This is a genomic window from Paraburkholderia fungorum (assembly GCF_003610895.1).
In the GTDB taxonomy this organism is placed as follows: Bacteria; Pseudomonadota; Gammaproteobacteria; order Burkholderiales; family Burkholderiaceae; genus Paraburkholderia; species Paraburkholderia fungorum_B.
Genome location: NZ_MCAS01000002.1, coordinates 158,988 through 172,698, shown reverse-complemented (window position 1 = coordinate 172,698; position 13,711 = coordinate 158,988). Strand labels below are relative to the sequence as shown.

Here is a 13,711-nt window from a genome sequence, read left to right as displayed (position 1 = left end):
CGGGTCAACGTCTCAACACGCGCTGCAATTCGCGCGGATCGACCGGCTTGGTGAAATGATGGTCGAAGCCGGCCGCTTCGGCGGACTGCTTGTCCTGCTGCTGGCCCCAACCGGTGACGGCGATCAGCAGCATGCCGGCGTCGTGATAGTCGCTGCGGATGCGGCGCGCCACTTCATAACCGTTCAGGCGCGGCAAGCCGATATCGAGTATCACCGCATGCGGCGCGAATTCGCCAATCACTTGCAGCCCGGCGATACCGTCGCCGGCGGTACGCACCTCGTGGCCTTCGAGTTCGAGCACCATGGCGAGGCTATCGGCCGCGTCGGCATTGTCGTCGACGATCACCACGCGCAAGCCCGCCGAGTGCGGCAGCTCGAACGGCGCGCTATTCGACGGCTCCGGAATCGCTTTCGACAAGGGCAGGCGGATCACAAACTCACTGCCGCTGCCCGGACCGCTGCTGAAAGCGGCCACCGTGCCGCCGTGCAGTTCGGCGAGGCCGCGCACCAGCGCAAGACCGATGCCGAGCCCGCCTTGTGAGCGATCCAGCGCCGGGGCGAGTTGCGAGAACATTTCGAACACCGTGTCCAGATGCTCGCGCGGAATGCCGATACCCGAGTCGCGCACCACGATCACGGCTTCATCGCCTTCGCGCGACGCGGCAAGCGAAATGTTGCCGCCCGGCGGCGTGTATTTGGCGGCGTTGTTCAGCAGGTTGAGGATCATCTGCGACAGGCGCGTGGGGTCGGCGTCGAGGTACAGCGCCTCGCGCGGCAGCGTCACGCTCAGATGATGCGCCGACGCCTGCACGGTGGATCGCGCCGCTTCCATGGCGGCCTGCATCGCACGCGCGAGTTCGAGCCGCTGCTTGCGCAATTCGAGCTTGCCTTGCGTAATGCGCGACACTTCCAGCAGGTCGTCGACCAGATGCGTCATGTGTTGCAACTGCCGGTCGAACACATCGCGCGACCAGCTCAGCTGCGGGTCGGCGAAGTCCTTCAGACGCAGGATCTCGAGCACGTTGCGCATGGGCGCGAGCGGATTGCGCAGCTCATGCGCGAGCGTGGCGAGAAATTCGTCCTTGCGGCGGTCCGCCTTCGAGAGTTCCAGATTAAGACGCTGCAATTGCTGTTCGGCACGCCTGCGCCCGGTGATGTCGCGGCTCACGCTGACCGCGCCGTAGACGTCGCCACGCGCGTTCGCCAGCGGTTTCACCACTGTTTCGCAGACACCGTGTGTGCCGTCGCGCCGCACGAAAATCAGCTCGCTGCGCCATGTGCCCTCGGCGGCGAGCCCGGCAAGCGCCTCGCGGCGAATGCGCAATGCGTCTTCCGGCGGATTGAACATCGCGATCGGCTTGCCGAGAATTTCGCGCATCCGATAACCCAGCATGCGCTCGCCGCCCGCGTTGAAATCGGTGATGTTGCCGCGCAGATCGGTAATGACGATCGCGTCGCTCAGATGTTCGAAAATTGCCGCCTGGCGCAGCAACACTGTCTGCGCGTCCTTGCGTTCGGTGATGTCGGTGCCGAGGCCGTAAATCGTCAGCGGTTCCCCCTCGGGGCTGTATGTGGCGCGGCCGCGGCTTTCCATCCAGCACCAGTCGCCGCTGGCATGCAGGAAGCGGAACTCGGCGACGTAGTCGTCGCCGCTTGCCACCGCATGGTCGACCGCCTCGTTGAGCGCAATGAGGTCGCCGGGATGAATGAGGTCGAAAAAGCCTCCGGGCATTCTCGCAAAACGTCCCTCGGCGTAGCCCGCGAGCGCCTCCAGTTCGCGGCTCCACCAGAATTTGCCTGACTTCGGCTCATGCGACCACGCGCCCATGCGCGCCCCGCGCATGGCGAGACTCAACACGTCACGGCTTTCCTGCAAGGCTTTCTGCGCGCGTTGGTGCGCGGCGACGGAGGCCTCCGCGTTGCGGCGCGCAAGCAGCAGCTCCTGCTCGTACTTATGACGATCGGCCACGATCAGCGCCGCCACTTCGAGGTAACGGCTTTCGCCGTGACAGCGGCTCACTGCGTTGAGCAGCATCGGCACGACGTGACCGTCGCGGTGCATCAGGTTCAGTTTCACCTCGGCTACCGAACCTTGCCTCTCCAGCAGCGGCGACCAGTGCGTCCGATAGAACACCTTACCTTCGGTTGTCAGCAGATCCTGAATATGCTTCGCTTCGGCGAGCTCGGCCGCGCGATAGCCGAGCGATGCGCAGAAAGTCGTGTTGACGCGCAGGATCCAACCGTCGGGGGTAGTCACGAGCAGGCCGCAGGCGGCATGCTCGAAGAGGGCATCGGAGGACGGTAACGGACGGTATGTGCTCTGCATCGTTTACGGACTCAGCGGCGCGAGGTCGCGGCGCACGCACGGATCGCTGAAGCCTCGCTTCAGCACCATGGTTCGTTTGCCGCTAGCGCAAATCTTTATGTTGTTGTATTTGCTGAAGCTCATCGTCGAATCCTGTGGCCTGCTGGGGGAAGCGACGAACACGTCCGGCCCTGCATGAATGAGGAATGTTACCGAAGTTTGAGTGTTTTCCCCAACTCGCTGGGACTATATCCATCCGTATACAGCGGGATAATGATGCCGAAGTCAACGTGAAGCTATGCGCAATGCACGGAACCAGCGTGGCATCCACGCCGGAAGTGCGTTTCATCCCCGTTTCAACGCAATAACCCGCGCTTGCGCACGATGTATCGGGGCGAGTCAAGACAGCATAAATCAGGAAGCGGCAGTTCGCCCGGTGAGCTATGGTGACGAGGTAGCGCGTGGTGGCGGAGACCAGGGAGAATAAGGTGACGTTCGACAACAGAATGGACGAGAACGATGACGTCGTGGTTTGGCGGCCCATCCCGTATGCGATGGCTTCAAACCGCCGCGTGCTCGTGGTCGACGATTACCGGGAAGCGGCCGAAGCATTGCAGATGCTGCTGAGTGCCGACGGTTTCGAGTGCCGCGCGCTCGAAGATCCGTTCGCGGTTTGTGAGCTGGCCTGCGAATGGCAGCCGTTCGCCGTTCTGCTCGACATCAAGATGCCGGGGCTCGATGGTTTCGAGCTGGCGCGCCGCCTGCGCGCCGATCCCTTGACTGCGGACATGCTGCTGGTGGCCTGTACGGCTTTTGCTTCGCGCGCGGACCGGGCACGTGCCAAAGCCGCGGGTTTCGACGCGCATTGCGCCAAACCCCTGACGCCGGAGCGCCTCTTGCGCGTGCTCGAATCGGCCGCCGCGCTGCATGCCGTCGGGCCGCCGTAAAATTTATGCCAAACACGGCGTCTGGGTCCGGAATTTGCTGAAGCAACAAGCTTGCACATGTCAAATACATGCGCGGCACTCTCAGCTTCCACAGGAATCCCTATGTCACCCCATGCCAGCTACTCGACGCGCATCGCGGAAGGCACACCTTTCCCGCTCGGCGCGACGTGGAACGGAAGCGGCGTCAACTTCGCGCTGTTTTCAGCGCATGCCAGCCGGGTCGAACTGTGTCTGTTCGACGAAACCGGCGAGACGGAAATCGAACGCATCGAACTGCCGGAATACACCGACGAGGTTTGGCACGTATTCGTGCCGAATCTGAAACCGGGCGCGGTGTATGGTTATCGGGTCCACGGTCCTTACGAACCGGAAAATGGACACCGTTTCAATCCGAACAAACTCTTACTCGATCCCTATGCCAAGGCGCATATCGGCGAGCTGAAGTGGGCGCCGGAAATCTTTGGCTATACGCTCGACTCGGAAGAGGGCGACCTGTCATTCGACGAGCGCGACAGTGCCCCCTTCGTGCCGAAGTGCAAGGTGGTCGACGCCAACTTTTCGTGGAGTCATCCGGAACGCAATGCGCTGCCCTGGGAACGCGCAATCTTCTATGAGACCCATGTGCGCGGTTTTACAAAGCGTCATCCCGGCGTACCGGAAAATTTGCGCGGCACCTTCGCGGGGCTAGGCCAGCAGGCCGTGCTCGATTACATCAAGGGGCTCGGGGTCACATCGGTCGAATTGTTGCCGGTTCAGACCTTCGTCAACGACAGTTATCTGCTCGACCAGGGCCTTACCAACTACTGGGGCTACAACACGATCGGCTTCTTCGCGGCCGACCCGCGCTATTTCGCGTCGTCGAGCGATCCGGTCGGCGAGTTCAAGGAAATGGTGGACCGCTTTCATAGCGCCAACCTCGAAGTCATTCTCGACGTGGTCTACAACCACACCGCCGAAGGCAACGAGCGCGGCCCGACGATTTCCTTCAAAGGCATCGACAACGCCTCCTACTATCGGCTGATGCCCGACGAACCGCGCTACTACATCAACGACACCGGTACGGGCAACACGCTCAATCTGTCCCATCCGCGCGTGCTGCAAATGGTGACGGACAGCCTGCGCTACTGGGTGACGGAGATGAAAGTGGACGGCTTCCGTTTCGATCTCGCGACGATACTCGGCCGTGAACCGCACGGTTTCGACGAAGGCGGCGGATTTCTCGACAGCTGCCGCCAGGACCCGGTGCTCTCGAGCGTGCGGCTGGTCGCCGAGCCGTGGGACTGCGGTCCCGGTGGCTATCAGGTGGGCGGTTTTCCACCCGGCTGGGCCGAATGGAACGACCGTTTCCGCGACACGGTGCGCGAATACTGGAAGGGCGACGAGGGCAAGGTGGCCGATCTCGCGACCCGTCTGACCGGTTCGGGCGACAAGTTCAATCATCGCGGGCGGCGCCCCTGGGCGAGCGTCAACTTCATCAGCGCACACGACGGTTTCACGCTCAACGATCTGGTCTCGTACAACGACAAGCACAACGAGGCCAACGGCGAGGACAACCAGGACGGGCACTCGGACAACAAGTCATGGAACATGGGTGCCGAAGGCGCGACCGACGACCCGGATATCCGTCAGCAGCGCGAACGCCAGAAGCGCAATCTGCTGGCGACGCTGCTGCTCTCGCAAGGCACGCCGATGATTCTTGCCGGCGACGAATTTGGCCGCACGCAACAGGGCAATAACAATGCGTATTGCCAGGACAACGAGATCAGTTGGGTCGATTGGGACGGCATCGACGACGATGGCCGCGCGCTGACCGAGTTCGTCAAGAATCTGACCACCTTGCGGCATCGTCTGCCGGTACTGCGCCGCGGGCGCTTTCTCACCGGCGAATTCAATGCGGCGCTCGAGGTAACCGACGCGCGCTGGCTTTCGCCCGACGGCACCGATCTTTCGCAGGAACAGTGGGACGACCCGTCGATGCGCTGCTTCGGCCTCGTGATCGACGGACGCGCGCAGGCGAGCGGCATTCGGCGCCCCGCGTCCGACGCGACCTTGCTGCTGGTGCTCAATGCGCATCACGACGTGGTCAATTTCACACTGCCGGATATTCCCGAGGGCGATCAGTGGACCTGTCTGCTGGATACGAACATGCCGGTGCGCCCCGAGTTGCCGCAATTCAGCGCCGGCGATGCCTATCAGGTAACCAGCCGCTCATTGCTGCTGTTCGCACTTGACGCGCCGAGCCGTGCGACCCAACGCGTGTTCGATCGCCTGGAGGAGCAGCTCACCAGCGACGAAAGCGAAAACCCTGCCGCTTTCACCACCCGGCACCCTATGGCGAACGGCGGAAGTGCGGTAAATTCCGGGGAAAGGAAATAGCGCACGAACAACGTGGCGGCGTTGTGCACTGCCCCCCGGCCTGTATTCAACTTTCATGGAGAGCGTGACCGTGCAACGTGCGGAGCGTGCCGCAGTTGACTTCCCCATGCCGTCGCGCAATTTCGCGGCGACGCGGCGCGTGCTTCTGATCGTGCTCGCGGTGTCGATCGTGTTTCCGCTGATCTGCCTCGCGGGTTATGGGTATTTCGACTACGAGCGCCGGATTGCCGATTCGAACGACATGATCGACCGGCTCGCGCGCGTGGCCGAGGAACAGGCCGTCAAGGTGATGGACCTCAACCAGCAGATGGCCTCGCGCATCGTCGATCTGCTCGGCAATGACGACGATGCGCGGATTCGCCCGCAGGAAGCCGCCTTGCACGACCGTTTGCGGCAAATCGGCGGCGATTTTCCGCAGGTCGCGTCGATCTACCTGCTCGGCGCGAACGGCGATTTGCTGGTGTCGAGCCGCGCTTATCCGGCCCCGGCCTTGTCGACGCGTCAGCGCGACGACTTCGCGACCGCCAAGGCAATACGGCCGCAACCCTATTTTTCCCTGCCCATGTTCGGGCCGTTGTCGCAGACCAATGTGTTCAACACCTCGATTGGACGCTCAGGCGAGAACGGGCAATTCCTCGGCGTGGTTTCCGTGGCGCTGCGCACCGAGTACTTTTTGCGCTTCTACCATGATCTGACGAATGGCGATCCCTCGCTCTCCTTAGGGCTGTACCGCCAGGACGGCAACCTGATGGTGCGTTATCCGGCGTGGCCGAGCGGCGCCAAGCCGAGCCAGCACAGCGCGTTTACCGCGGCGTTGCGTGACAAGCAGCTATTCGGTCACATTCGTCTGACTTCTTCAGTCGACGGCGTCGAACGGCTGCTGGCGTTTCGCCGGGTCGGCGATTATCCGCTCTATGTGATGAGCGCCTATGCGACGGCTGCAATCGCCACCGCATGGCGCCAGCACTTCATGGCGGTCGTGGCGATCACGGCTGTGCCTTGCGTGGCGATCTGGCTGCTGGTGTTTTTCTCGTTGCGCCAGCTTGCCGGCGAGCGCCGCGCGTGGGAACGCTGGCAAGGCGAGGTGGCCATGCGCCTTTCCGCGGAGGCGTCGACCCGGCAATTACAGCGGATGGGCGCACTCGGCAATCTGGTCGCCAATGTCGCGCACGACTTCAACAATCTGCTGATGGTGGTCTCGGCCAACACCGAACTTGCGCGTTTGAAGCGCTACGACGGCCTGGAAAAAGAGGTGCAAGCCATCGAGCGCGCCACCGCCACCGCGGAATCGCTGACGCGGCAACTCCTGAGCGTGGCGAAGAAGCAGCCGCTCAAGCAGCAACCGGTCGACCTCGCCACGTGGCTGCCGAACGCCGCGCCGCTGATCGACGCGTCGCTCGGCGACAACATCGAGTTTGCGCTGAACATGGTCGACAACATCTGGCAGGTGCTGGCCGATCCCACCGACCTCGAATTCGCGATCATGAATCTGGCGGTCAACGCGCGCGACGCGATGCCACGCGGTGGGCGCTTCGTGATCCGTTGCCAGAATAACCGCCTCGTAAGTAGCGATACCTTGCTGCCCGACGGCGAATATGTGCTGATCACCTGTTCCGACGACGGCGAGGGCATGCCCGAAACCGTCGCCCGTCGTGCGTTCGAGCCGCTCTTCACCACCAAGCTGCGCGGCTCGGGCACCGGTCTCGGCCTCGCCCAGGTTCTCGCGATGTGTGAACAGGCGGGCGGCACGGCAAAAATCGACAGCGTGCAGGGCCGCGGCACCACGGTCAGACTGTACTTGCCGCGCTATCGCGAGCGGCAAAAGGCGTTGGTGCCGGACGTGGAAACGGCGCAGCAGCCAGTGCTGGCGTCAAAGGGCGTTGTGCTGCTGGTGGAAGACAACGAAGACGTGGCGGCGGGCGTCGCCGCCGTGCTGGAAACCTTTGGCTGCGAGGTGCGGCACGAACCGACCGCCGATCAGGCGCTCGATCTGCTGACCGGTGGCGCGAGATTCGAACTCGTGCTGTCCGACATCCAGATGCCGGGCAGGCTCAACGGCATCGATCTGGCCGAGAAGGTGCGCAGCGCGTGGCCTGCGCAGAAAATCGCGCTGATGACAGGCTACGCCGACGAGCTCGAACGGGCTCGCCGGCTCGGCGTGGCGATACTCGCCAAACCCTTCAATATCGACGAGCTGCACGCCCTGGTGGTGTGCGAACCGTAAGACCTAGCCTTTTTCCTGCGCTGCGTCGTACTTGCCGAGCGCCGCCGCGCTGTTCAAACGGGCGCGCTTGAGCAATGCCGCCTGTGCCTCCTTCACGTTGCCTGCCTGACCTCGCCATGCCTGCAGCGGCGGTTCCTGCAACGCGCGGCCATACGAGAAGCTCAGATTCCACGGCAGCGGCCCGAGGCGATTCATGGCGTCGAGATTGGCGGTTGCCTCTTCCGGCGTCTGGCCGCCGGACAGGAACACGAGCCCCGGCACCGCCGACGGCACCGTGCGCTTGAGTACCCGCACGGTATGCGCGGCGATCTCCGCCACCGACGATTGCTGCGCATGTTCCGCGCCCGCCAGCACCATGCTCGGTTTCAGCAGAATATGTTCGAGCACCACGTGGTGCCGATGCAGTGCGTTAAAGACTTCGTGCAACACAGCCTCAGTCACTTGCGCGCTGCGTCCGATGGTGTGATCGCCGTCCATCAGCACTTCTGGCTCGACGATCGGCACAATACCCGCTTCCTGTGAGATCGCCGCATAGCGCGCGAGGGAATCGGCGTTCGCTTCGATGGCGAGGCGGCTCGGCAAGCTCGCCGTGATGTTGTAGACCGCGCGCCATTTCGCGAAGCGCGCGCCTTGCCGCTTGTAGTCGACGAAACGCTTCGCGAGGCCGTCGAGACCTTCGGTGATTTCGTCACCAGGGGCAAGCGCGAGCGGAATCTTGCCGAGGTCCACCTTGATGCCGGGCACGATGCCGTTGCTGGCGGCGAGTTGTGGAAACGGCGTGCCGTCGTCCGCCTTTTGTCCGAGCGTTTCTTCGTAAAGAATCACGCCGCTGATGAATGCGCCGAGACCTGGCGTAGTGAGCAGCAGATTGCGGTAGGCGCGACGGTTTTCCTCGCTGGATTCAAGACCGATGGTCTTGAACCGTTTGGCGATGGTCGGGCCGCTTTCGTCGGCGGCGAGAAGACCTTTACCGGGTTGGACCATCGCATTGACGGTGGCTTGCAGCTCGCTACGGGTGTCCATGAGGTGTGCTCCCTTGAATCCGGATTGCGGATGAAATCTTGCATCAGAGCGAAGCGAAAGCCGCGGCTATATCCGTCGCTTTCGTCGGACGCACGATACGTGCGACCTCGGCGCCATCGCGCATGAAGACCAGCGTGGGCCAGAGTTTGACCTGGAAGGAACGCCCAAGCGGCCGGCCCGGGCCATCTTCCACCTTGAGATGCCGGATGCCGGCATGGGGTTCGAAGGCTTTGGCAATCGATGCCTGCGCGCCCTGGCAGAAACCGCACCAGTTCGTGCCGAATTCTATGACGGTGGCGCCGGGCAGGGCATCGACCTCGGCGCGGGAAGGGGCGTGGGAGGAATAGGGTGTTGGGCTTGCCATGAATGCTCCGATGCTTTTTACCTTCGCACGCAGCGATTTGCGCTTGCGCGCGGCTGCGTGTGGATTGGGTAAAGAGTATCAGCTATGGCCGGGATCGTCAGTGGCGCGGGCAGCGGGTGCTTTCCCGCGCTGGGCGGCTTTTTATCGATCCGTAAGCCCACGGCCCCGGTTCCGGTTCCGGTGCCAGTGCCAGTTTCAATCCGGACGCAGGGCACGGCAGACCTGTCATCGCGCGCATTGCTCGGCGGCCACAGCCAAAGCATCCTGTTTGGCGGGGTTCTGAAAAAAATCTTCGACGCTCACATGCTGCTCGTCAGCCAGCGCTTGCAGGCAGCGCTCGGTATTGCTGCGCACCGCGGCGGGTGCGCAAACGATCGCGATACCCAGCAAGATGCAAAGCGACACGCCGAACGTGGCGCCGAAAATCCAGTGCGCCGAAAGCCGCGTGCCGCCAGACTCGCTTCCCACGCCTTTACGGGCTGCCGCGCTGCTCTGACTCGCCAGATGGTTCATTCGATTCTCTCCCGATACATGGTTAGCAAGACAACTATTTGATTAAAAAAAAGCGCCTTATCCAAGCGCTTTGCGTACGTTATGCATAGACGTCACGGCGGTCTCGAACAACTCCGGGCCGAGTTTGGCGCGCAGATTCTTTGCAATTTGCGCACTGGCTTCGTTAATGGGTCGATCGAGTGCCTTACCCGCCCGGGTGGCGTACACCCGCCATTCGCGACCGTCGGTTTCGCCCTGACGGCGCTCCACCAGCCCCTTGTCGCTCAGGTTATCGATCAGCCGCGTCGCCGTGGGGCGGGCAATGCCCAGCAGATCCGCGACCTGGCTGCTCAGACAACCAGGCGTGGCCAGCACGACGCGCAGCACGAAACCCTGCGGCGGCGTCAGCCCGAATTCGCTGTACACGAGCCCCCATTCGCGCTCGACAAGCCGCGACAGCGCGGAGGAATTGAAGTAAAGGCAATGATCGAACATGGCTGCTATTGAAACGCAATATGATTAGCAAGGCAACTAAAATTTGACGGGAGGTATCGGTTTCGTCAGTCGAGTCAGGTTGAGGGCCGCTCGTGGCCGGGGCATCGCGCAAATTTCACACAAACGCTTACGCTTGCCAGTGCGACATGTTAAACGTCATGATTCGCTCTAGCGTCATCATTGCATTCAGGAAAGGACATGGCAGAAAGGATCTACCTGCAGCGCCCCGGCAAGGACGACGTCGTCTCGGTTGCCACCGGCTTCAGTTGGGGCGCGTTGTTGCTGGGCTTTGTCTGGGCCATGTCGAAGAGAATGTGGTTTGCTACGTTCGTCATGCTGGGGGTCAGCACGATCCTGTTTCTCACGGGCTTATGGGGCGAAACGATCGGCACGATCGGACTGGTGCTGTCCGTGCTGTTCGGCGTTGCATGTGGCATCTACGGCAATCAGTGGCACCGCTGGACGCTCGAAAAGCGCGGCTACGTCGTCATGCCGCCGACCGGCGAGAATAAGTAGCAGCGTTCACGGCGGCGGTTTTTCCGCAACGGCGAGTGCGCAACCCAAATATGGGATGCAGGGGCGCAGGTTTACGTTCCCGCAAGCCAGGCCGATAATGCCCCGGTTGTTCCGGCCACGAAGTCAGCGCTTTGCATTGTGCGCCGCGAACTCGTTTTCCCTGACCCACCGCCACTTGTGTTGAAAACCTCCCGCTTTTTCGACCTGCTGCACATCTCTGGCTTCAAGCCGCTGGCCGCCGCCACCCTCATGCTCGGTGTGGCGATGTCGTTCACCGCTCCCTATCTGTCGCTATTCGGCGTGGAACGCGCCGGCATGACGCCGCTCAAGCTCGGCATTTTCATGACGCTGATCGCCGCCAGCGGGGTGCTCGCCAGCACCTTCGCCGGCCGCTGGAGCGATGCGAGCGGGCGGCACCGGCCACTGTTGCTGGCAGCGCTCGTGGCCACGACGCTGGGTTATCTGTGCTTATGCGTGGTGCGTGACTACCGGCTGTTGCTGGTGGTCGGCATTGTTTTTATCGGCGCGGGCGGTTCGGCCATGTCGCTGGTCTTTTCGTTCAGCCGCGCGGCGCTGCCGGTAGCCAACGCCGCGGAGCGCGCCTTCGCCAGCGCGACCTTGCGGACCATCCTGTCGGCGGCGTGGGTGTTCGGCCCTTCGGTGGGCGCGCTGGTGCTCGCGGGCGCCGGCTTCTACGGGCTCTTCCTGTTCGCGGCGGCCAGTTTCGCGGCCTGCGCGAGCATTGTCTGGCGTATGCGCGAGCCGCAGGGCCATCTGGGCGATCACACCGTGGAAGACACCGCCTCGGAACCGTCGGCCTCGATCACGGTGCCGCCGCTGACCGCGCCCGGCGAAGACGCGCACGAAGATCTGCCGGGCGTCGCCTCGCCGAACGACATTCGCCGTGCCGTGGCCGCGCTCACCTTGCTCGGCCTTGCCGCGAACGCGACGATGATCGTGCTGCCGCTTTACATCGTGCGCGGTCTGGACGGCACGCATCTCGACGTGTCGGTCATGCTCGGGCTCGGCGCCCTGATGGAGATACCGATGATGCTCGCGCTCGGCGCGAAGTCGTCGTCGTTGCACAAGCCCAACTGGCTGGCCGCCTGCGCGGCGGTTCACGCCGTGTATTTCATTGCGATGTCGCTGGCGGGCAACGTCCACGTGCTGATCCCGATGCAGATACTCAACGCGTTCGTCGTCGCGGTGACCTCGTGCCTCGGCATGACCTATGTGCAGGACCTGATGCCGCAGTCACCCGGACGCGCGACCGCATTGTTCTTCAATGCGGCGCGGGTCGGCTCGATTCTCTCCGGCGTGTTGTCCGGTTTGCTGGTGGAGGCGTTCAGCTATCGCGGCACGTTCCTGTTCTGCGGTTTGCTGGCGCTCTGCGCGTTGGTGCTGTTCGCCGTGCCGGGTTATCGCTATCCGCAAATGTGGCGCGCGGTGCAGCGCTTTGCGCGCACGCAGGTCAGAAAGATTCAGGAACGGCGGCGTTAAGGTTCCCGGCTCGCCGCTCCCGGCTCGCGCGCCGACATGTCAGACACGCGCCGCCTCGCCCCAAGGTAGTCCAGTGCGCCACGGCGGCGGTCGCGAGAACATCCCGCCTTGGCGCCCAATGAAAGTGTAAGAGGGTAGTTGGCTAAATCGAAGCCGGCATCGCGACTACGGCACTTATCGTCGCACTTCCGGAACTTCAGGCTGCGCAAAACCTCTGCAAAGAAGCGTATCGTCGTTTCACGCACGCGGGATGCCCGATTCACTGCGCGGACGATCCAAGGCTGCTACCGTGTGTCCGTCGGATCACGTAAAACGCAACTACAGTGAGTACAGTGAAAAGAGCCGCTTGCCGCGGATGAAACGCGCGGCAAGACCCCAGCACGCCGAACCAGACTGAAACGCGCAACGAGACACTTTACGGAGCGAGATATGCAGCTAGGCATGATTGGATTGGGACGCATGGGCGCTGACATGGTGCGCCGCCTGACGAAGGGCGCTCAGCAATGCATCGCTTACGATGTGCAGCCGGCCGCGGTGGACAAGCTGAAGCAGGAGGGCATTGCGGGTGCAACCTCGCTCGAAGACCTGGTCGCGCAACTGCAAAAACCGCGCGCGGTGTGGCTGATGGTGCCCGCCGCGGTGGTCGACCAGACGCTCGATAAGCTCGTGCCCTTGCTCGAACCTGGCGACATCGTGATCGACGGCGGCAACTCCTATTACCACGACGACATTCGCCGCGGCGCCGACCTGGCGAAGCGCCAGCTCCACTATGTCGATGTCGGCACCAGCGGCGGCGTCGCGGGACGTGAGCGCGGCTATTGCCTGATGATCGGCGGCGAGGCCGAAGTCGTGAAGCGGCTTGAACCCATTTTCTCGACGCTCGCCCCGGGTGCGGGCGCAGCGCCCGCCACGCCGGGCCGTACAGCCGGCGCCGGCACGGCCGATCAGGGTTTCCTGCATTGCGGTCCGCAGGGCGCGGGGCATTTTGTGAAGATGGTTCATAACGGCATCGAATACGGCATGATGGCCGCCTATGCCGAAGGCCTGAACATTCTGCGCCATGCCGACGCCGGCAAACACGCGCGTGAGGTCGATGCCGAAACATCGCCGCTGCGCCGTCCCGAGCTTTACCAGTACGAGCTGAATCTTGCCGAGGTCACCGAGGTATGGCGGCGCGGCAGCGTGATCGGTTCATGGCTGCTGGACCTGATAGCCGGATCGCTCGTCAGCGACGCCGATCTGCAAAGCTACGCAGGACGCGTATCGGATTCGGGCGAGGGGCGCTGGACCGTGGCGGCGGCGATCGATGAAGGCGTGCCGACGCCGGTGCTGAGCGCGGCGCTGTTCGCGCGTTTCAGCTCGCGCGGCGAGGCGGATTTTGCGAACCGGGTGTTGTCGGCCATGCGGCACGATTTCGGCGGCCACGTCGAAAAAGCGGCCACGCCGGCCGACGGGACCAGACGCTAATT

At 63.0% G+C, this 13,711-nt stretch carries 11 protein-coding genes; 6 read left to right on the top strand and 5 right to left on the bottom strand.

Going from position 1 to position 13,711, the window contains the following annotated elements; all coding sequences use genetic code 11:
* Positions 1-4 precede the first annotated feature (4 nt).
* Complete coding sequence (locus BCY88_RS03625) at positions 5-2,326, bottom strand: hybrid sensor histidine kinase/response regulator (RefSeq protein WP_120342920.1); 2,322 nt, start codon at positions 2,324-2,326, stop codon at positions 5-7.
* Between the two features lie 467 nt (positions 2,327-2,793).
* Between BCY88_RS03625 and BCY88_RS03620 the strand changes: the two genes are divergently transcribed.
* The 3 genes from BCY88_RS03620 (at position 2,794) to BCY88_RS03610 (ending at position 7,852) form a co-directional block, all read left to right on the top strand.
* Positions 2,794-3,252: a response regulator gene (locus BCY88_RS03620; protein WP_183081265.1), complete on the top strand. Its 459-nt coding sequence runs from the start codon at positions 2,794-2,796 to the stop codon at positions 3,250-3,252.
* Positions 3,253-3,354: 102 nt separating this feature from the next.
* Complete coding sequence (gene glgX, locus BCY88_RS03615; protein ID WP_259461227.1) at positions 3,355-5,628, top strand: glycogen debranching protein GlgX; 2,274 nt, start codon at positions 3,355-3,357, stop codon at positions 5,626-5,628.
* 70 nt (positions 5,629-5,698) lie between these two features.
* Positions 5,699-7,852 (top strand): hybrid sensor histidine kinase/response regulator, encoded by a 2,154-nt coding sequence (locus BCY88_RS03610; protein ID WP_183081269.1) that lies wholly within the window; start codon positions 5,699-5,701, stop codon positions 7,850-7,852.
* 3 nt (positions 7,853-7,855) lie between these two features.
* On the opposite strand, the gene BCY88_RS03605 is transcribed toward BCY88_RS03610, so the two are convergent.
* The 4 genes from BCY88_RS03605 to BCY88_RS03590 all read right to left on the bottom strand — a co-directional run bounded on the left by BCY88_RS03605 (position 7,856) and on the right by BCY88_RS03590 (position 10,226).
* Positions 7,856-8,875: a class I fructose-bisphosphate aldolase gene (locus BCY88_RS03605; RefSeq protein WP_120342917.1), complete on the bottom strand. Its 1,020-nt coding sequence runs from the start codon at positions 8,873-8,875 to the stop codon at positions 7,856-7,858.
* Positions 8,876-8,918: 43 nt separating this feature from the next.
* A complete protein-coding gene (locus BCY88_RS03600; RefSeq protein WP_120342916.1) occupies positions 8,919-9,239 on the bottom strand; it encodes a thioredoxin family protein in 321 nt (106 codons plus the stop codon).
* Positions 9,240-9,464: 225 nt separating this feature from the next.
* Positions 9,465-9,752 carry a hypothetical protein gene (locus BCY88_RS03595; protein WP_120342915.1) on the bottom strand — a complete coding sequence of 96 codons (288 nt, stop codon included), beginning with the start codon at positions 9,750-9,752 and terminating at the stop codon, positions 9,465-9,467.
* A 57-nt stretch (positions 9,753-9,809) separates the two neighbouring features.
* Positions 9,810-10,226 (bottom strand): MarR family winged helix-turn-helix transcriptional regulator, encoded by a 417-nt coding sequence (locus tag BCY88_RS03590; protein WP_120342914.1) that lies wholly within the window; start codon positions 10,224-10,226, stop codon positions 9,810-9,812.
* A gap of 198 nt (positions 10,227-10,424) precedes the next feature.
* Between BCY88_RS03590 and BCY88_RS03585 the strand changes: the two genes are divergently transcribed.
* The 3 genes from BCY88_RS03585 (at position 10,425) to gnd (ending at position 13,709) form a co-directional block, all read left to right on the top strand.
* Positions 10,425-10,742, top strand: coding sequence for a DUF2628 domain-containing protein (locus BCY88_RS03585; RefSeq protein ID WP_120342913.1), 318 nt, complete (start codon positions 10,425-10,427; stop codon positions 10,740-10,742).
* 177 nt (positions 10,743-10,919) lie between these two features.
* Entirely contained in the window at positions 10,920-12,242 is a 1,323-nt protein-coding gene (locus tag BCY88_RS03580) for a sugar efflux transporter (RefSeq protein ID WP_120342912.1), read from the top strand.
* A 429-nt stretch (positions 12,243-12,671) separates the two neighbouring features.
* Entirely contained in the window at positions 12,672-13,709 is a 1,038-nt protein-coding gene (gene gnd, locus BCY88_RS03575) for a phosphogluconate dehydrogenase (NAD(+)-dependent, decarboxylating) (RefSeq protein ID WP_120342911.1), read from the top strand.
* Positions 13,710-13,711: the final 2 nt, after the last annotated feature.